At 63.4% G+C, this 19195-nt stretch carries 19 protein-coding genes and 1 pseudogene; all 20 read right to left on the reverse strand.

Annotation, left to right across the window (positions count from 1 at the left end):
* Positions 1-63 precede the first annotated feature (63 nt).
* Positions 64-1764, reverse strand: coding sequence for an urease subunit alpha (ureC, locus tag V7773_RS18275; protein ID WP_092147020.1), 1701 nt, complete (start codon positions 1762-1764; stop codon positions 64-66).
* 141 nt (positions 1765-1905) lie between these two features.
* Positions 1906-2214 (reverse strand): urease subunit beta, encoded by a 309-nt coding sequence (locus V7773_RS18280; RefSeq protein ID WP_003186307.1) that lies wholly within the window; start codon positions 2212-2214, stop codon positions 1906-1908.
* Entirely contained in the window at positions 2211-2744 is a 534-nt protein-coding gene (locus V7773_RS18285) for a GNAT family N-acetyltransferase (protein WP_072340210.1), read from the reverse strand. Before V7773_RS18285 ends, V7773_RS18280 begins: the two co-directional genes overlap by 4 nt.
* Positions 2745-2749: 5 nt before the next feature.
* Entirely contained in the window at positions 2750-3283 is a 534-nt protein-coding gene (locus V7773_RS18290) for a GNAT family N-acetyltransferase (protein WP_336074359.1), read from the reverse strand.
* A 9-nt stretch (positions 3284-3292) separates the two neighbouring features.
* A complete protein-coding gene (gene ureA, locus V7773_RS18295) occupies positions 3293-3595 on the reverse strand; it encodes an urease subunit gamma (protein WP_003197350.1) in 303 nt (100 codons plus the stop codon).
* 89 nt (positions 3596-3684) lie between these two features.
* On the reverse strand, positions 3685-4536 hold the full coding sequence (locus V7773_RS18300; RefSeq protein ID WP_336074360.1) for an urease accessory protein UreD: 852 nt from the start codon (positions 4534-4536) through the stop codon (positions 3685-3687).
* A gap of 30 nt (positions 4537-4566) precedes the next feature.
* Positions 4567-5265 (reverse strand): urea ABC transporter ATP-binding subunit UrtE, encoded by a 699-nt coding sequence (gene urtE, locus V7773_RS18305; protein WP_063323142.1) that lies wholly within the window; start codon positions 5263-5265, stop codon positions 4567-4569.
* A gap of 133 nt (positions 5266-5398) precedes the next feature.
* Positions 5399-6268 (reverse strand): urea ABC transporter ATP-binding protein UrtD, encoded by an 870-nt coding sequence (gene urtD / locus V7773_RS18310; RefSeq protein ID WP_092347260.1) that lies wholly within the window; start codon positions 6266-6268, stop codon positions 5399-5401.
* Positions 6265-7344 carry an urea ABC transporter permease subunit UrtC gene (urtC, locus tag V7773_RS18315; protein ID WP_336074361.1) on the reverse strand — a complete coding sequence of 360 codons (1080 nt, stop codon included), beginning with the start codon at positions 7342-7344 and terminating at the stop codon, positions 6265-6267. Before urtC ends, urtD begins: the two co-directional genes overlap by 4 nt.
* A complete protein-coding gene (gene urtB, locus V7773_RS18320; protein ID WP_063323139.1) occupies positions 7344-8846 on the reverse strand; it encodes an urea ABC transporter permease subunit UrtB in 1503 nt (500 codons plus the stop codon). Before urtB ends, urtC begins: the two co-directional genes overlap by 1 nt.
* 158 nt (positions 8847-9004) lie before the next feature.
* Positions 9005-10270, reverse strand: coding sequence for an urea ABC transporter substrate-binding protein (gene urtA / locus V7773_RS18325; protein ID WP_063323138.1), 1266 nt, complete (start codon positions 10268-10270; stop codon positions 9005-9007).
* A gap of 382 nt (positions 10271-10652) precedes the next feature.
* Positions 10653-11663: a FecCD family ABC transporter permease gene (locus V7773_RS18330; RefSeq protein ID WP_092222474.1), complete on the reverse strand. Its 1011-nt coding sequence runs from the start codon at positions 11661-11663 to the stop codon at positions 10653-10655.
* Positions 11660-12607, reverse strand: a complete 948-nt coding sequence (locus V7773_RS18335) for an ABC transporter substrate-binding protein (protein WP_336074363.1) — start codon at positions 12605-12607, stop codon at positions 11660-11662. The genes V7773_RS18330 and V7773_RS18335 overlap by 4 nt, the downstream gene beginning before the upstream one ends.
* Positions 12604-13392: an ABC transporter ATP-binding protein gene (locus tag V7773_RS18340; RefSeq protein WP_336074364.1), complete on the reverse strand. Its 789-nt coding sequence runs from the start codon at positions 13390-13392 to the stop codon at positions 12604-12606. Before V7773_RS18340 ends, V7773_RS18335 begins: the two co-directional genes overlap by 4 nt.
* Positions 13393-13507: 115 nt before the next feature.
* The gene (locus tag V7773_RS18345) at positions 13508-14887 is read right to left on the reverse strand and encodes a PepSY-associated TM helix domain-containing protein (protein WP_336074365.1); all 1380 of its coding nucleotides are present in this window, start codon (positions 14885-14887) and stop codon (positions 13508-13510) included.
* A 203-nt stretch (positions 14888-15090) separates the two neighbouring features.
* Positions 15091-17217 (reverse strand): TonB-dependent copper receptor, encoded by a 2127-nt coding sequence (locus V7773_RS18350; protein WP_336074367.1) that lies wholly within the window; start codon positions 17215-17217, stop codon positions 15091-15093.
* A 162-nt stretch (positions 17218-17379) separates the two neighbouring features.
* Complete coding sequence (locus tag V7773_RS18355) at positions 17380-17829, reverse strand: DUF2946 domain-containing protein (protein WP_256572774.1); 450 nt, start codon at positions 17827-17829, stop codon at positions 17380-17382.
* Positions 17830-17841: 12 nt separating this feature from the next.
* Positions 17842-18321, reverse strand: a complete 480-nt coding sequence (locus V7773_RS18360; protein ID WP_336074368.1) for a copper chaperone PCu(A)C — start codon at positions 18319-18321, stop codon at positions 17842-17844.
* Positions 18322-18368: 47 nt separating this feature from the next.
* The gene (locus V7773_RS18365; protein WP_336074370.1) at positions 18369-18767 is read right to left on the reverse strand and encodes a DUF2946 domain-containing protein; all 399 of its coding nucleotides are present in this window, start codon (positions 18765-18767) and stop codon (positions 18369-18371) included.
* Between the two features lie 311 nt (positions 18768-19078).
* Positions 19079-19189: pseudogene (locus V7773_RS30515) on the reverse strand (addiction module antidote protein); the annotation flags it as partial.
* Positions 19190-19195: the final 6 nt, after the last annotated feature.

The raw sequence follows: 19195 nt of genomic DNA on the forward strand, positions 1-19195 counted from the left end.
AGCGGGAGCAAGCTCCCTCGCCACAGGTTCAAGTGTTTGGCCAGGTATGCTTTTTGATTCACCTCAAAACAGAAAATACCGCTGCGCCATCGGCAGCACCTCAGCCGGTTCACACCACAGCAACACCCCATCGGCCTTGACCTGGTACGTCTGTGGATCAACGTCGATGCTCGGCAGGTAGTCGTTGTGGATCAAGTCGGTCTTTTGCACATCGCGACAGCCCTTGACCACGGCGATTCTCTTCTTCAAGCCCAATTGCTCCGGTAGCCCAGCCTCGGCGGCGGCCTGGCTGATGAAGGTCAGGCTGGTGGCGTGCCGCGAGCCGCCAAAGCTTGCGAACATCGGTCGGTAGTGCACCGGTTGCGGCGTCGGGATCGAGGCGTTGGCGTCGCCCATCAGGCTGGCGGCGATGGCCCCGCCTTTGAGGATCAGGGTTGGCTTGACGCCGAAGAACGCCGGCCGCCACAGCACCAGGTCGGCCCACTTGCCCACTTCGATGGAGCCCACTTCATGGCTGATGCCGTGGGTGATCGCCGGGTTGATGGTGTACTTGGCGATGTAGCGCTTGATGCGGAAATTGTCGTTGCCTTCGCCGTCGTCGGGCAGGGCGCCGCGTTGCTTCTTCATCTTGTCGGCGGTCTGCCAGGTGCGGGTGATGACTTCGCCGACGCGGCCCATGGCCTGGCTGTCGGAGCTGATCATCGAGAAGGCGCCGAGGTCGTGGAGAATGTCTTCGGCGGCGATGGTCTCGCGGCGGATGCGGCTTTCGGCGAAGGCCACGTCTTCGGCAATGCTCGGGTCCAGGTGATGGCAGACCATCAGCATGTCCAGGTGTTCGTCGATGGTGTTGCGGGTGAACGGCCGGGTCGGGTTGGTGGAGCTGGGCAGCACGTTGGGGAAGCCGCAGGCCTTGATGATGTCCGGTGCATGACCGCCGCCAGCGCCTTCGGTGTGGTAGGTGTGGATGGTGCGGCCCTTGAACGCGGCGAGGGTGGTTTCGACGAAACCGGACTCGTTGAGGGTGTCGGTGTGAATCGCCACCTGGACGTCATACTGGTCGGCCACGCTCAGGCAATTGTCGATGGCCGCGGGCGTGGTACCCCAGTCTTCGTGCAGTTTCAGGCCGATGGCTCCGGCCTTGACCTGTTCGATCAGCGGCTCCGGCAGGCTGGCGTTGCCCTTGCCGGTGAAGCCGATGTTCATCGGGAACGCGTCGGCGGCCTGGAGCATGCGCGCCAGGTGCCACGGCCCGGAGGTGCAAGTGGTGGCGTTGGTCCCGGTGGCCGGGCCCGTGCCGCCGCCGATCATGGTGGTCACGCCGCTCATCAATGCTTCTTCGATTTGCTGCGGGCAGATGAAGTGGATGTGGGTGTCGATACCGCCGGCGGTGAGGATCATGCCTTCGCCGGCGATCACTTCGGTGCTGGCACCGATGGCGATGGTCACGTCGGGCTGGATGTCCGGGTTGCCGGCCTTGCCGATGGCCGCGATGCGCCCGTCCTTGAGGCCGACATCGGCCTTGACGATGCCCCAGTGGTCGATGATCAGCGCGTTGGTGATCAAGGTGTCGACGACCTCGGCGGCCAGCAGCTGGCTCTGGCCCATGCCGTCGCGAATCACCTTGCCGCCGCCGAATTTCACTTCTTCACCGTAGGTGGTGAAATCCTTTTCCACTTCGATCCACAACTCGGTGTCGGCCAGGCGGACCTTGTCACCGACGGTGGGGCCGAACATGTCGGCGTAGGCTTGTCTCGAAATTTTCATGTGCTTGCCTTGGAATTCAAAATCGAAATGTGCGATCCACTGTGGCGAGGGAGCTTGCTCCCGCTGGGCTGCGCAGCAGACCCCAAAAACAGGGCCGCTACGCGCCCCAGCGGGAGCAAGCTCCCTCGCCACAAGAGCGTGTCAATCCAGGTCGCCCATCACCCGCCCGGCAAACCCGAACACCCGCCGATGCCCGGCCAGGTCCACCAGCTCTACCTCGCGACTCTGGCCCGGCTCGAAGCGCACCGCGGTGCCGGCCGGGATGTTCAGGCGCATGCCACGGCTGGCGGCGCGGTCGAAGGTCAGGGCGTCGTTGGTCTCGAAAAAGTGATAGTGCGAGCCGACCTGGATCGGCCGATCGCCGCTGTTGGCAACGTTCAGCGTGAGGGTGCGGCGGCCGACGTTGAGTTCGATGTCGCCAGGCTGGACCTGGTATTGCCCTGGAATCATTGCGGTTGCCCCAAAGTCTTGTAGTAGATGGCGGTCGGTGTGTAGGTCCCGTCCGGGCTCTGGCAGTAGTCCGGCAGTTCACCGACGCGGGTGTAGCCCATGGCCCGGTAGAACGCCTCGGCCTCGGAACCGGCCTCGGTGTCGAGGTACAGCAGGCCGCGCTTGTGCTGACGGGCGCCGAGTTCCAGGGCATTCATCAATTGCTGGCCGAGGCCCCGGCGGCGCGCCTCGCCGCGGACCAGCAGCTTCTGCACTTCGGCGCGATTGAGGCCGTTGGGCTTCTGGCACAGGGCAAGCTGGACGCTGGCCTGCACCTGTTCATCCTTGACCACCACCCACAGCAGCAAGTGGCCCTGGTTGAGGCTGGCCTGGACCTCGTCGAAATAGGCGCGGGCCTGGACCGCATCGAGGTCGGCCATGAACCCCACGCTGGCGCCATAGCCGACGGCATCGAGCAACAGATCGATCAGGCCCTGGCGATAATGCGCAAAGCTTTCAGCGTGGACTCGACGCAACTGGGCGGGGTTCATAGGCATCACTCCTTGTCAAAGGCAGGCGGTTGCGCCCCGGGATCGAGGACCAACTGCATGAAAGTCAGGTCCAGCCAGCGACCGAACTTGGTACCCACCTGGGGCATTTGCCCGGTGGTGATGAAACCGGCTCGCTCGTGCAAGCGAATCGAGGCGGTGTTGCCGCTTTCAATGGCGGCGACCATGACGTGTTTGGCGCAGGCCCTGGCGCGCTCGACCAGCGTGGTCATCAGGCGTGGACCGAGGCCGTTGCCGCGCTGATCGCTGCGTACGTACACCGAATGCTCCACGGTGTGCCGGAAACCGTCGAAAGGCCGCCAGTCGCCGAATGAAGCGTAGCCGAGCACGTTCTCCTCGGCGTCGACCACCACCAGCACCGGGTAGCCTTGGGCTTGCCGGGCGCTGAACCAGGCCTGGCGATTGCCCAGGTCCACGGCCTGTTCGTTCCAGATCGCGGTGGTGTTCAGCACCGCGTCGTTGTAGATGTCGCGGATCGCTGGCAGGTCGGTCGGCTGGGCGTCGCGCACGAGATAGGTCATGGCATGGCCTCAGGCGATCGGTTGATGGACGGTGACCAGTTTGGTGCCGTCGGGAAACGTCGCCTCGACCTGGATCTCGGGGATCATTTCCGGGATGCCTTCCATCACCTGTTCGCGGCTCAGCAGCGTGGTGCCGTAGTGCATCAGCTCGGCCACGGTCTGGCCGTCACGGGCGCCTTCGAGCAGGGCCGCGGAGATATAGGCCATGGCCTCCGGGTAATTGAGTTTCAAGCCACGGGCCAACCGTCGTTCGGCGACGAGGCCGGCGGTGAAGATCAGCAGCTTGTCTTTTTCGCGTGGGGTCAGGTCCATGTGCAATCCATAAGGGCAGATAAATAGTTTTCGCTGTAAACACATCCCCCTGTGGGAGCGAGCTTGCTCGCGCCCACAGGAAAGCAAATTCAGGTGCTCCAGATTCTCGGGGGGACGGCCTCCCGACCGAGCAGCGCCGGGCGCAGGAGCCGCCACAACGCAATCAACCACCCCCGCGCCAGCAACGCCTCGCTCGCCAGGCACCGCGCCACGACCAGGCCGGGCAACTGGGTCAGGTCACCGCGCACGGCATGGCCCAGGGAGCGGCACTGCTCCAACAGCTCGCTGTCGATCTCGCCGGTCACCCATAACGTGGCAAACACCGGATCCCCGCCCAGGCCGATGGGCGAGTTGAGCAAGCCATCACCGCCCACAATGCGCTGGCGCTCATGCCACAGCAACTGGCCGTCGCGACGAATGTCCAGCCGCGACTGGAAATGCCCCAGGTCGAACCGCTCGCCGCTGGCCGGTCGGCCGAGGGCAACCATGTCCCAGTAGAACAAACGCCCGTCGCCCTGCAGGTCTATGCAGGTGCTGAGTTCGGCCTGGGCCGCGCTGAAGACGATGGTTTCCTGGGGCAGCCATTCCAGGGTCGCGCCGGGAGCCACGCTCAGGGTCAACTGCTGGTACGCCGGGCCGGCGGCGCGATACCACTTGGCTGCGCCGGGGCTGGTTAACTGCGCCCAGGCGTCCGGGCCGACGTGGGCCGAAATGTCCAAGCGGTCACCGCCGGCTATCCCACCGGGCGGGTGGACGATGATGTGCTGGCACACCTCGGGGCCTTCGGCATACAAGTGCTTCTGCACCCGCAGCGGGCCTTTATGGCGGCGCTGTACCGGGCGTGTGCAGTCGCCAAAACGGGCGTAGCTCAGTTCCAGCTCGGCATGCCAGCTAGGGGTGAACACGCCTGAAGGCGCCAACGAAGAGACAGGTAGATTCATGATTTTCAATGATCGTCAGGACGCTACAGACTAGATCGTAACCAGGCCGCGCACACCCTCGGCTTCCATATTTTCTCCACGCCCTTGCTGCACGATCTCGCCCCGGGACATCACCAGGTATTGATCGGCCAGCTCGGCGGCGAAGTCGTAGAACTGCTCCACCAGCAGAATCGCCATGTCGCCCCGGGCCGCCAGCTTCTTGATGACCGCGCCGATCTCCTTGATCACCGACGGCTGGATGCCTTCGGTGGGCTCGTCGAGAATCAGCAGGCGCGGACGGCTGGCCAGGGCCCGGCCGATGGCGAGTTGCTGCTGCTGGCCGCCGGACAGGTCACCGCCACGGCGCTGCTTCATCTGCAGCAGCACCGGGAACAGTTCGTAGATAAACGCCGGTACCTCCTTGGCCTCGGAGCCGGGAAACCGCGACAGGCCCATCAGCAGGTTTTCTTCCACCGTCAGCCGCCCGAAAATCTCCCGGCCCTGGGGCACGTAGGCGATGCCGGCATGCACCCGCTGGTGCGGCTTGAACGTGGTGATGGCTTTGCCTTCCCAATTCACCGCACCTTCCTTGGCCGGCAACAGGCCCATCAGGCATTTGAGCAGGGTGGTCTTGCCCACGCCGTTGCGACCCAGCAGGCACGTCACCTCGCCGACCTTCACGTCGAACGACAGGCCCCGAAGGATGTGGCTACCGCCGTAGTACTGGTGCAGCTTGTCGACTTGCAGCATCTTCCAGAATCTCCTCAAGTTCCCTGTGGGAGCGAGCTTGCTCGCGATAGCGTTGGGTCAGCTTGCTTAGGTGCTGAATGTGTCGCCGCCATCGCGAGCAAGCTCGCTCCCACAGGGAACAGCATTTGTCGCCCTAGCGACCGAGGTACACCTCGATTACCCGCTCATTGTCCTGCACCTGTTCCAGCGACCCTTCGGCCAGCACGCTGCCCTGGTGCAGCACGGTGACGTGGTCGGCAATCGCGCCGACGAAACCCATGTCGTGTTCCACCACCATCAGCGAGTGCTTGCCCGCCAGGGACTTGAACAGCTCGGCGGTGAACTCTGTCTCGGCGTCGGTCATGCCCGCCACCGGTTCGTCGAGCAACAGCAGTTGCGGGTCCTGCACCAGCAGCATGCCGATCTCCAGGAATTGCTTCTGCCCGTGGGACAGCAACCCGGCGGCGCGGTTGACCGAGTGGGTGAGGCGGATGGTCTCGAGCACTTCGCTGATGCGATCGTGCTGCTCGCCAGTGAGTTTCGCCCGCAGGCTGGCCCACACCGATTTGTCGGTCTTGAGCGCCAGCTCCAGGTTTTCGAACACGCTCAACGCTTCGAACACCGTGGGTTTCTGGAACTTGCGCCCGATGCCGGCCTGGGCGATCTGCACTTCGCTCATGCTGGTCAGGTCCAGGGTCTCGCCGAACCAGGCCTTGCCGTGGCTGGGGCGGGTCTTGCCGGTGATCACGTCCATCAACGTGGTCTTGCCCGCGCCGTTGGGGCCGATGATGCAGCGCAATTCGCCGACGCCGATGTACAGGTTCAAATCGTTCAAGGCCTTGAAGCCGTCGAAGCTGACGCTGATGTCTTCCAGGGTCAGGATGGTGCCGTGGCGGGTGTTCAGGCCAACGCCTGCCGCCTGGCCGAGGCCGATGGCGTCGCGGCTGCTGCCGGCGTCCTGGTTGGGTTCCGGCGGAAAGAAAGCAGGTTCGAGCATGAATTCGGCACTCGCTGTGATTCTCATTGTTCACCTCGTTTCTTCAGCAACCCGATCACGCCCTTGGGCAAGTACAGGGTCACGACGATGAACAGCGCACCGAGGAAGAACAGCCAGTACTCAGGGAAGGCCACGGTGAACCAGCTCTTCATGCCATTGACTACGCCGGCACCCAGTAGCGGTCCGATTAGCGTGCCGCGCCCGCCAAGGGCGACCCACACGGCGGCTTCGATGGAGTTGGTCGGCGACATTTCGCTGGGGTTGATGATGCCCACCTGCGGCACGTACAAGGCCCCGGCCAGGCCGCACAGCACCGCGCTCAATACCCAGACGAACAGCTTGAAGCCACGGGGATCGTAACCGCAGAACATCAGTCGGTTTTCCGCATCGCGCAGGGCGGTCAGCACCCGGCCGAATTTGCTGCGGGCCAGGCGCCAGCCGATGAACAGGCTCGCCACCAGCAGCAACACCGTGGCGAAAAACAGCACGGCCCGGGTGCCTGGCTCGGTGATGCCAAAGCCCAGGATCGAGCGGAAATTGGTGAAGCCGTTGTTGCCACCGAACCCGGTTTCGTTGCGGAAGAACAGCAGCATCCCGGCGAAGGTCAGGGCCTGGGTCATGATCGAGAAATACACGCCCTTGATCCGCGAACGGAAGGCGAAGAAGCCGAACACCAGCGCCAGCAGCCCCGGCGCGAGCACCACCAGGCACAGGGCCCAGAGAAAACTGTCGGTGCCGGCCCAGTACCAGGGCAATTCGGTCCACGACAGGAAGGTCATGAACGCCGGCAAACCATCACCGGCGGCCTGGCGCATCAGGTACATGCCCATGGCATATCCGCCCAGGGCGAAGAACAGGCCGTGACCCAGGGACAACAAACCGGCGTAGCCCCAGACCAGGTCCAACGCCAGGGCGACGATGGCGTAGCAGAGGATCTTGCCTACCAGGGTCAAGGTATAGGCCGAGACGTGCAGTGGATGGTCCGCCGCCAACAGCGACAGCAGCGGCAGGCTCAGCAGCACCGCCAGGATTACCGCGCCGACGGCGAGGGTGAGTTTGGGACCGGCCTTTTGCGTGGCCGTGAGCATCAGGGGCTGGTTCATCAGTCGATTACCCGTCCTTTGAGCGCGAAGAGGCCTTGCGGACGCTTCTGGATGAACAGAATGATCAGCGCGAGGATCAGGATCTTGCCGAGCACGGCGCCGATCTGCGGTTCGAGGATCTTGTTGGCGATGCCCAGGCCGAACGCGGCGAACACGCTACCGGCCAACTGGCCGACGCCGCCGAGCACCACCACCAGGAACGAGTCGATGATGTAGCTCTGGCCCAGGTCCGGACCGACGTTGCCGATCTGGCTCAGGGCCACGCCACCGAGCCCGGCGATGCCCGAGCCGAGGCCGAAGGCGAGCATGTCGACCCGGCCGGTGGGCACGCCGCAGCAGGCGGCCATGTTGCGGTTCTGGGTCACCGCGCGCACGTTCAGGCCCAGGCGGGTCTTGTTCAGCAGCAGCCAGGTCAGCACCACCACGAACAGTGCGAAGGCAATGATCACGATGCGGTTGTATGGGAGCACCAGGTTCGGCAATACCTGAATCCCGCCTGAGAGCCAGGCCGGGTTGGCGACTTCGACGTTCTGCGCGCCGAACACCAGGCGCACCAGTTGGATCAGCATCAGGCTGATGCCCCAGGTGGCGAGCAGGGTTTCCAGTGGGCGCCCATAGAGATGGCGGATCACCGTGCGCTCCAGGGCCATGCCGATGGCGGCCGTGATGAAAAACGCCACCGGCAGGGCGATCAGCGGGTAGAACTCGATGGCGTTCGGGGCGAAGCGCTGGAACAGCATCTGCACCACATACGTGGAATAGGCGCCGAGCATGAGCATCTCGCCGTGGGCCATGTTGATCACCCCCAGCAGGCCAAACGTGATGGCCAGGCCGAGGGCGGCGAGCAGCAGGATCGAACCCAGGGACATGCCGCTGAAGGCTTGGCCCAGCAGCTCGCCCACCAGGAGTTTGCGTTTGACTTGGGCAAGGCTGGTTTCGGCGGCGGTGCGCACGTTGGCATCGGTTTCGACGCCGGGCTCAAGCAAACCTTCCAGGCGTGTACGGGCCAGCGGATCGCCGGTTTCCCCCAGCAGGCGGACGGCGGCCAGGCGCACGTTCGGGTTGGTGTCCACCAGTTGCAGGTTCGCCAGGGCCAGGCTCAGGGCGGCATGCACATCTTCGTCCTGTTCGCCGGCCAGTTGCCGATCGAGAAACGCCAGTTGCGCCGGGCGGGCAGTTTTTTGCAGCTGCTGCGCGGCACCCAGGCGTACGCGGGCATCCACGGCGAGCAGTTGATGGCTGGCGAGGGCGGTTTCGATCAGCCCGCGCAAGCGGTTGTTCAGGCGCAGGGTCTTGGGTTGGCCGTCGACGGTCAACTGGCCCTGTTGCAGGGCATTGATCAGTTCGACGCGCTCAGGCTCCGGCTGCGCGGCCCAGGTTTCCAGGAGCTTGGCTTGCTGGGTCGGGTTGGCGGCGACGAAGTCTTCGGCGTCACCGGCATGGGCCTCCAGTGGCAACAGCAGCACCAGGGCGAGGATGAGGCGGTAGAGGGCGGTGGGCATATGCTAGGCCTTGCGCAGTGCTTTTTGTGGGAGCGAGCTTGCTCGCGATAGCGGTGTGTCAGTCACTGTTCTTCTGGCTGATCCACCGCTATCGCGAGCAAGCTCGCTCCCACAGGGGTTGTGTGTCGGCCCGGGGATTGGGGCCGACACCCATGGGCTCAGTTGCTCTTCACCGCATAGTCAGGCTTCTTGTCGTTGCCGGCGATGAACGGGCTCCACGGCTGGGCGCGGATCGGGCCTTCGGTCTGCCAGACCACGTTGAACTGACCGTCGGCCTGGATCTCGCCGATCATCACTGGCTTGTGCAGGTGATGGTTGGTCTTGTCCATGGTCAGGGTGTAGCCCGACGGTGCGGCGAAGGTCTGGCCGGCCAGGGCTTCGCGGACTTTGTCGACGTCGGTGGACTTGGCTTTTTCCACGGCTTGCGCCCACATGTGAATGCCGACATAGGTGGCTTCCATCGGGTCGTTGGTCACCGCTTTGTCGGCGCCTGGCAGGTTCTTGGCCTTGGCGTAGGCTTTCCAGGACTCGACGAATTTCTTGTTCGCCGGGTTATCCACGGACTCGAAGTAGTTCCACGCCGCCAGGTTGCCCACCAGTGGCTTGGTGTCGATGCCGCGTAGTTCCTCCTCGCCCACCGAGAACGCCACGACCGGCACGTCGGTGGCTTTCAGGCCCTGGTTCGCCAGTTCTTTATAGAACGGCACGTTGGAGTCGCCGTTGACCGTGGAGATGACCGCAGTCTTGCCGCCGGCCGAGAACTTTTTGATGTTGGCCACGATGGTCTGGTAGTCGCTGTGGCCGAACGGGGTGTAGACCTCTTCGATGTCTTTGTCTGCCACGCCTTTGGAGTGCAGGAACGAGCGCAGGATCTTGTTGGTGGTGCGCGGGTAGACGTAGTCGGTGCCCAGCAGGAAGTAGCGCTTGGCACTGCCACCTTCTTCGCTCATCAGGTATTCCACCGCCGGAATCGCCTGTTGGTTCGGCGCCGCGCCGGTATAGAACACGTTTGGCGACATCTCTTCGCCTTCGTACTGCACGGGGTAGAACAGCAGGCCGTTGAGTTCTTCGAACACCGGCAATACGGATTTACGCGACACCGACGTCCAGCAGCCGAACACCACCGCGACTTTGTCCTGGGTCAGCAGTTGACGGCCCTTCTCGGCGAACAGCGGCCAATTCGACGCTGGGTCCACGACCACCGCTTCAAGCTTCTTGCCGTTCACACCGCCCTTGGCGTTGATCTCATCGATGGTCATCAGCGCCATGTCCTTGAGGGACGTCTCGGAGATCGCCATGGTGCCGGACAGCGAATGCAGGATGCCGACCTTGATGGTTTCGGCGGCCTGGACGGTCCAGGCCATGCCCATCGCGGCAATGCTTGCCGAGAGTGTAAAAGCCTTGATCAAGCTACGACGCTTCATTGTGCGATCTCCGTGGACTTATGAATTTTTTTTGAGGGCAGATGCAAACGCTGAAAGCGCTTTTGCAAGGGGTGTGCCCGGTCGGAAAAAAGGCCCGGAAACAGGGGGGTGGTGGGGGGAGGGCAAAGCCTGGTGCACCATGAGTGATCGCGTCATGGGGTTTGGTGCGAGGGATGCGCCACATTGGAGCGTGGGGTTGAAGCCTTGCCGAGACTCTGCTTGTGAATACACCCTGTGGCGAGGGAGCTTGCTCCCGCTGGGCTGCGAAGCAGGCCCATTCGGCAAGTCATCAGCGAACACCTCAGGACTCAGAATCCGGGGGGGCGCTTCGCACCCCAGCGGGAGCAAGCTCCCTCGCCACAGGTTGGAGTCAGTCTCCTTTTTATCGGCGGCGCATCAGGCCGATGAAGAACAACCCGCCGATGGCGGCTGTCGCCACACCGATCGGCAAGTCTTCCGGCGCGATCAAGGTCCGGGCGGCCACATCCACCCACACCAGGAACAGGCTGCCAAGCAGCACACAAACCGGCAGCAACCGACGATGCTCTGCACCCACCAGGCGCCGGGCAATGTGCGGCACCATCAGCCCGACAAAACCAATCGAACCGCTGATGGACACCAGCACACCGGTCATCAGCGAGGCGATCAAGAAGATCCACAAGCGCACCTTCGCCGCGTTCAGGCCCAGGGTCACGGCGGTCTGTTCGCCGGCCATCAGCGCGTTCAGCGGCCGGGCCATGCCCAGCAGCAACACCAGCCCCAGCACCACACTGGCCGCCGGCACCGCCAGCAGCTCCCAACGGGCCAGGCCCAGGCCGCCGAGCATCCAGAACATCACCGCCGAACTGGCGCGATGGTCACCGAGGAACAACAACAGGTTGGCCGCCGCCATCATCACGAAGGACACCGCCACGCCGCACAACAACAGGCGATCACTTTCCAGACGACCCTGGCGGGCAGCGATGGTCAGCACCAGCAGCATGCTCAACAGCGCACCGATGAACGCCGCCAGCGGCAGGGTCAGCAGGCCGACAATCTCGCCGACATGCAGCACCACGATGACCGCCCCCAGCGTCGCGCCAGAGGTGACGCCCAGCAGGTGCGGGTCCGCCAGCGGGTTGCGCGTGACTGCTTGCAGCACTGCACCGATCAACGCCAGCCCGGCGCCCACCAGGGCACCGAGCAGCAGGCGCGGCACGCGGATCAGCCACACGATGTGTTCCTGGCCAGGCGACCAATAGGCGCTGCCGACACCGAAGGCCTTGTTCAACAGGATGTCCCAGACCACGGCCACCGGCACCCGCGCCGGCCCGAAGCCCAGGGACACCACGCACGACACCAGCAGCAGTGCACCGAGGAACATCAGCAGGGCGCCGTAGCGACGACCGTTCATTGGCCGTGAAAACCCTGCGCCAGGGTTTGCACCGCCAGCACGTTATCGATGCCTGGCGTGGCCTGGACGTAGGGGATCACGATGAAGCGCCGATGCTTGATCGCCGCCACCGATTGCAGGGCCGGGTTGTTCAGCAGGAATTGTTGCTTCTGCTCGGCGCTGACTTCGCCGTAGTCGACGATCACGATCACCTCGGGGTTGCGCTCCACTACGTTCTCCCAGTTCACCCGCGTCCAGCTGGTTTCCAGGTCATCGAGAATATTGCGTCCACCGGCCGCGTCGATCAGCGCCTGGGGCATGCCAAGACGGCCGGAGGTCATGGCGCGGTCTTCGCCGCTGTCGTAGAGGAATACGCGGGGTAGACCGGGCGGCAGGTGCTTGCGCACTTGCGCCACTTGGGCCTGCATCTGGGCGATCAGTGCGTTGGCACGATCCTGCACGTCGAAGATCTTCCCGAGGTTGCGCAGGTCGTTGTAGGTATCCTCCAGCGAGGCCGCTGGACGCTTCATCACGAACGCACAGGATTCGGTCAGTTCGTAGACATTGATGCCCAGCGGTTGCAGGGTCTGCGGCGTCAGGTCGCCGCCCACGCGCATGCCGTAGTCCCAACCGGCGAAGAAGAAATCCACATTGGCATCGAGCAGGGTTTCCACCGACGGGTACTTGGCGGCCAGTTCCGGCAGGCCATCAAGGATCTTCGCCATCTCGGGCGTCACCGATTTCCAGCCACTGATGCCGCTGTAGCCGACCATGCGCGGCTTGAGGCCCAGGGCGAGCATCATCTGGGTCATGTTGATGTCATGGCTGACAGCGTGCCGAGGTGCCTCGTTGAACACCACCTGGCGATTGCAGCTCTGGACTGTCAATGGATAGTGGGTGGCTTCGGCCAAGGCATGGGCGCTGCCCAGCAGCAGGGGCAGCAACAGCAGGGAACGCAAGGTCATGGTTGGGTTATCCAGGTGATTCGTGGGTAGCCGGACAGCGGGTGTTCATCCACCAGGGCTTCGATGCCGAACACCTCGCGCAACAGCTCGACGGTCAGGACGTCCCTGGGCGTGCCGCTGGCGACAATGCGCCCGTGTTCGATCACGTACAGGCGGTCGCAGAAGGCGGCGGCCAGGTTCAGGTCGTGAAGGCTGGCAAGGGTGCCGATGCCCAGGCCCTTGATCAGTTGCAGCAATTGCAATTGATAGTGGGGATCGAGGTGGTTGGTCGGTTCATCGAGGATCAACAACTGCGGTTGCTGGGCCAGGGCCCGGGCCAGGATCACCCGTTGCTTTTCACCGCCCGAGAGGGTCGCGAATGCATGGTCGCCAAAGCCTTCAAGGCCTGCCGATGCCAGGGCTTGGCGCACAAGCCGTCGATCTTCGTGATTGTCGCCGTCGAACAGGCCTTTATGCGGTGTGCGGCCCATGGCGACCACTTCTTCCACCGTCAGGCCGAAGGCGTCGGGAAACTCTTGCAGCACCACGGCGATGCGTTGGGCGCTCCAGCGCGAGGACTGTTGCCAGACGTTGTGATGGGCAAGCTTTACCTCGCCCTGTTCCGGCCGGCTGAAGCGATAGGCGCAGCGCAACAGGCTGGTCTTGCCACTGCCGTTGGGGCCGATCAATCCGACAAACTCCCCGGCCGCCACCTGCAACGTCACGTCACGCAGCTGGAACTGGTGATGACAATGGCCATGGCCCAGGGGTGTCCAGGCGAGGTGGGAGAGGGTTAGAGAGGTCATGCGTACACTCAATTATTGGGCCGAAACACAATCCCATTGTGGGAGCGGTGTTCACCGCTCGAAAGGCGGGCGCGATTGTAGAGGTTTCGCGCCGCCTTCCGTTAACGCACTGTCTTCAGTTTGAAGATGAGGCAATCTCAGGCTGACGATTGAGCCGGGTGACGAGCCGATCCAGCAACCACACCACCACCAGCGACGCCCCCACCATCGGAAACACCACCGCCAGGGCCAGCATGATGAACACCCCGGTCTTCCACGTCGGCAAGTCGTGACGCAGCGGCGGTACGCCGAACTTGCCTTCTGGCCGGCGCTTCCACCAGATCACCAGGCCACTCACGGCGCTGAGCAGGATCATCAGGCAAATCAGCAGCACGATGATCTGGTTCAGCGGGCCGAACATTTTGCCTTCGTGCAGCATTACCCCGGTTTCGGTGGCGCGAGCCACGACGCCGTAATGCTCCCAGCGCACATCGGCCAGGACCTTGCCGGTATATTGGTCCACGTGCAGGGTGGCATCGTTGCGCGGGTCGTCGGCAAACACGGCGACGGTGAACACGCCGGTGGCCGTGGTCGGCAGGGTGATGCTGTAGCCGGGCGTGACCTGGCGTTCGGTGGCGATGTCCTGCACCGCTTGCAGGCTGACAGCCGGGGCGGCGGGGCCTTCGTGCATACCGCCGTGGCCCATGTGCTCGGCATGGTCGCCGGACATCGGCATCGGTGTGTTTTCCACGGCCCACGGCACGGTCTGGCGATGGGCGTTGTTGAGGCTGCCGGCCTCGACGTCGGACTTGGGCACGTCATTCCACATCGCCGCCGGGAAGCGGTTCCAGAGGTTGGCGTATTGCTTGCCCCAGAAACCGGTCCAGGTCATGCCGCTGAGCAGCATCACCAGCAGCAAGGCTGCGCCCCAGAAACCGACGACCACGTGCAGGTCACGCCAGAACAGCCGACCGCGCGCGCTCCAGCGCGGCCACAGCACGCCGGCTGACGATTGCCCACGGGGCCACCACAGGTACAGCCCGGAGACCACTAGCACCACGCCCCAACCGGCGGCCATTTCCACCAGCCGGTCACCGACGGTGCCGATCAGCAGTTCGCCGTGGATGGCCCGGGCCATGGCTTGCAGGTTGTTCTTCGCATCCTGCTCGCCGAGGACATCGCCATGGTACGGGTCGATGAACACGTTCAGTTCCCGGCCTTTGTCGATCACCACGAACTGCGCGCTGCGCTCGGCGTTGGCCGGTGGCAGGTACTGTTTGACCTGGCCTTGGGGGTAGGCCTGGTGGACCTGCTTGAGCAAGTCGTCCGCCGCCAGGGTGTGATGCCCGGCGGGTACATTCAGCAGGCTGCCGTACATCAGGGGATCGAGTTGTGGCTTGAACAGATAGATGATGCCGGTCAGGGATAGCATCACCATGAACGGCGCCACGAACAGCCCGGCATAAAAATGCCAGCGCCAGGCCAGGTTGTAGAAATTCGGTTTCGGTTGGCTCATCAGAAAGCGCTCCGCAGGGCAAATGTGATCGTTATGTTTTTTGCGGTTTGGGCAAAGCCTTGTTTGGACACAAAACCTGTGGCGAGGGAGCTTGCTCCCGCTCGGTTGCGTAGCGACCGCATCAAAGAAGGACTGCTGCGCAGCCCAGCGGGAGCAAGCTCCCTCGCCACAGGGTCAGGTGTCAGGCCTTGCCTGCGATGGTGTTAGAAACTCATGTCCACCTTGGTCCAGAGGGTGCGCCCCGGTTCGTTGATGGCTTGCGGGTCGCTCGCCGGGTAGCCGAACCCGGCGTTGCCCGCCAGGTTCAAGTGCTCGGCGTAGGCTTTGCCGAACAGGTTGTCGACGCCGCTGCTGACCTTCCAGTGCTTGTTGATGCGGTAGGCGCCGTTGAGTGAGAACACGCCGAAGCCCGAACTCTTGCCGTAGTCTTTGCCGACCACGTTGCCTTTGTTCTCGTCGACCCGGTGCTGCGCTGCCACCACACGCCACAGGGCGCCGGCGCTCCAGCGATCTTCGCTGTAGGTCAGGCCCAGGCGTGCGTCCAGCGGCGGCATTTGCGCCAGGGCGCTGCCGTCGCTGCTGTTCTTGCCCCAGGCGTAGGCCAGGGTGGCGTCGGCTTTCCAGCGCTCGCTCAGCTTGTAGGCCGCACCCAATTCACCGCCCATGATCCGCGCATCGATGTTCTCGGCCCGGGAGGTGGTGCCCATCATCCCGGGGGTGTAGTCGAACAGGATGTAGTCGCGCACCTGACCGACATAACCCGACGCCCAGGCTTCGAGGGTTTCGGTCTTGTACTGCAGGCCGAAGTCGAGCTGGGTGGTTTTTTCCGGCTTGATCGCGTCGAAGGCATTCAGCGAGCCGCTGGGGCCGACGTTCGCCGAGAACAGCTCCCAGTAGTCCGGGAAGCGTTGTGCGTGACCCACGCCTGCATAGAGGGTAGCGGGGCTGTCGTCCAGGTCGTGTTCGTAGCGGACGAAACCGCTGGGCAGCGTGTCGGCGCGAGTGTCATCGGCGGTGGGATTGGGTCGGGCCGACATGCCGGAACCGGTGCTCTGGCGGTAGTCCTTGGCCGAGGCACGGTCGAGCCGGGCGCCGCTGATCACTCGGTCGCGGTCGGCGGCGTACCAGGTCAACTCGCCGAACACCCCGTAATTGTGGAAGTCGGCGTCTTTGGTGTACGGCAGGTCCTTGTAGGTGTCGACGCCCATGCTGCTGCGCTGGCGATGCTCGTTGGTCTGGGCGTCCAGGCCGCTGATCAACTGCACATCGGCCCAGCGCCAGGTGGCCTTGATACGCGCACCCAGGGTGCGGCGGTCGACGTTGGAGGCCATGGGCCCGGCCATCATCCCGGTGCCGGACGGCGTGCGCAGGGTGTAGTTGTCCATCACATGGTCGGCGTAGTTGTAGTAGACCTGGGCCTCGACCTTGTCCAGCACCTCGCCGATGTTCGAGCGCTCGAAACGCAGCCCGAGGCTTTCGCGCTTGAACTGCGAGCCGTCCATGCCGCGCCCGGCGTAGCGCGCTTCACCGTCGCCCTTGCCGGCCGTCAATTCCAGCAGGGTATCGGCGTCCGGGGTCCAGCCGAGGGTGACGTCGCCGTTCCACTTGTCGTAGCGCGACGGCACGCTGTCGTTGTTGCCATCGCGGTAATCGTCCGAGTGGGCGGTGTTGCCGATCACTCGTACATACCCCAGCGGCCCACCGGCGGCGGCATCCACCACTTTGTCGAAACGGCCGTTGGAGCCGGCCAGCACACTGGCGTTGACCCGGGTGCCCAATTCGCCGAACTGTTCCGGCTCGCGCTCGAACAGCACGGTCCCGGCCGATGCGCCGGGGCCCCAGAGCACGGTCTGCGGGCCTTTGATGACAGTGAGCTTGTCGTAGGTTTCCGGCGATATATAGGACGTCGGCGCGTCCATCCGGCCAGGGCAAGCACCCAACAGCATGCTGCCGTTGGTGAGGATGTTCAGCCGCGAGCCGAACATGCCGCGCAACACCGGGTCGCCATTGGTGCCACCGTTGCGCACCAGGGCGAAGCCGGGGATGGTCTTGAGGTAGTCGCCGCCGTCACTGGCCGGCACCGGTTGACGCGGGTCCTTGGGGTTGGTGACGACAGTCAGGGGGGAACTGGGGGCGATGGCGGTGATGACCGTCGGGCTCAGTTCTTCGACCTGATGGTCGTGATGCTCGTGCTCGTCGGCCAGCGCGAGAGGAGTGAGCAGCAGGCCGCACAGTGCGGCAATGGTTTGGCGTAAACGAACCCGTGGTTCGTTCAGGGGGCAGCGAACCTGGGCAGAGCCCAAAGCGGTGCCAGCAGAAAACCTGGACATGATGATTCCATCGAACAGACGTAGACGACACGGTCGGGCAGCCTAGTGGCATGTGTGGCTAGTTTGTTAGCTCAAATTCGGATGCCAGAAGTTGACTAACACAACTAGCTACACATGCCACTGAGGCTGTCTTGTGCGACCGGGTTGGGTAAGTGTCGGGGGTTACGCGTCGAGGGGCGGTGCGCGGGTACGGGCACCCGGGAAAAACGCGGGCCGGGCATGGCCCAGGCGTGGGGAAGGACTGGTGTAGGTGTTGGTGTGGGGTGTGACGAAGACCGCGAACGTGTGACCGCCAGGCAGCGCGGGGCAATTGAACAGCAGGTTGCAATAGCCGCACTTTTCCCACAGTGCGTGGTGTTCGCTCTGGGGCGGGCAGTGTTCGTCGGCTGATGCCTCATGTTCGGCTTGGGCTCCCGCCGGCATGTCCATGCTCATGTCCATCGACATGCTCATGCTCATGCTCACAGGCATGCGCTGATCCATCGGCATCGACTGAGAAATCAGTGGACCGATAAAGATCATCAACATGGCGAACAGGCTGATCCAACTGCCGCGTGCCAGGCTCAAGGGCTGGCGGCGGGGTATGGCGGACCTGTTGCGAGGAAGACCCATGGGCAGGTGCTATCAGTGCATGTGCATTTGGGTTTTGCTGCCGTCGGGGGCTTTTTTCTGCACCGCAACGTCGACCGTGACATCCCCCGCTTTTTCAAAATGCAGGGTCATGGAGAAGCGCTTGCCATCGCTGAGCAGGCTGCGGTCTTTCAGGTCCAGCAGCATCACGTGATACGCCATCGGCGCGAAGGTGACGGTCGCACCGGGGGCGATATCCACGACGGGCACCGGTTGCATTTTCATCAGGTCGTTTTGCATCACATGCTCATGGAGCTCGGCCTTGCCAGCAATCGGCGAGTCGACGCTGAGCAGCTTGTCGGCGGTCGTGCCGCCGTTGTGAATCACGAAATACGCGGCCACGGTCGGTGCGTTGGGCGGCAACTCCTGGGACCACGGATGGGCGATCTCAAGCTCGCCCACCTTGTATTGGTGCGCTTGGGCAAAGCCGACGGGAAGCAGCAGGGCAGCCAGCAGGATAAGTCTGTTCAACATGGGTGATTCTCCAGAACGATTCGAGGCGCAGTCTTGTGCGGAAAGAATCAGGCCAGAGGCGAGGCGCGGGGGTTGAGGCTTGGCCATTGCTGGCGTGGCGTGGGGCTGTCGAGCTTCGAATGGGCAATGCCGCGATGATGGGGCCGAGCATCCAGATACAACTGCGGGGCATGGCCGGTGAGCGCCACCAGCGACGCGGAGCCGGCGCAGCACCAGCAATGCTGCATCGTCGAGTGAGTGTCCTTCTGCGGCGTGCCCTGTTCGAGCTTGCCCAGGGACACCGCGACCATTTTCGTGCCGCTGGACGAGCAGAAACTGCCCCACAGCAGTTGCTCGGCTGGCGAATTGGCAGCCGCGCCACCGCTGTTGGAAAGCGGCATGGCAAGCATGTTGAACAGCACTGCGAAGCAGGCGATCCAGGCAAATGCAAGCCGTTGTCGGGACATGGGCGAATCCGCTCGGTTGGGCGATCAAGTGGCGGTATTTAGCCTGATCGGGGTTGAGAAGTAAAAAAGGCGCATGCGGTATAGGGTCGCAGGGTTTGCACTAACAGTAGCAACAGTTTTTGTAAGTGGATGCTTTCGTGGCGAGGGAGCTTGCTCCCGCTGGGGCGCGAAGCGGCCCTGAATATCAAGTTGCGAGGTGTGTCAGGAGAATGGCGGCGATCCTTTTTGGGGCTGCTGCGCAGCCCAGCGGGAGCAAGCTCCCTCGCCACGGAGAATGTTGTTGATCAGTCGATATTCGATTGTTCCCAATCTGCATCGTAGTCCATCTGTGTCATATCTTTTGCCCGAGCGATATCGTCAAAGGATGCTCGAATCAGTACCCCGTCCCCCGTGTCTTCTTCGAGACAAGCATCTAGATAAGCCTGCGT

The organism is Pseudomonas sp. 3JA, from assembly GCF_036961705.1.
GTDB lineage: Bacteria > Pseudomonadota > Gammaproteobacteria > Pseudomonadales > Pseudomonadaceae > Aquipseudomonas > Aquipseudomonas fluorescens_Q.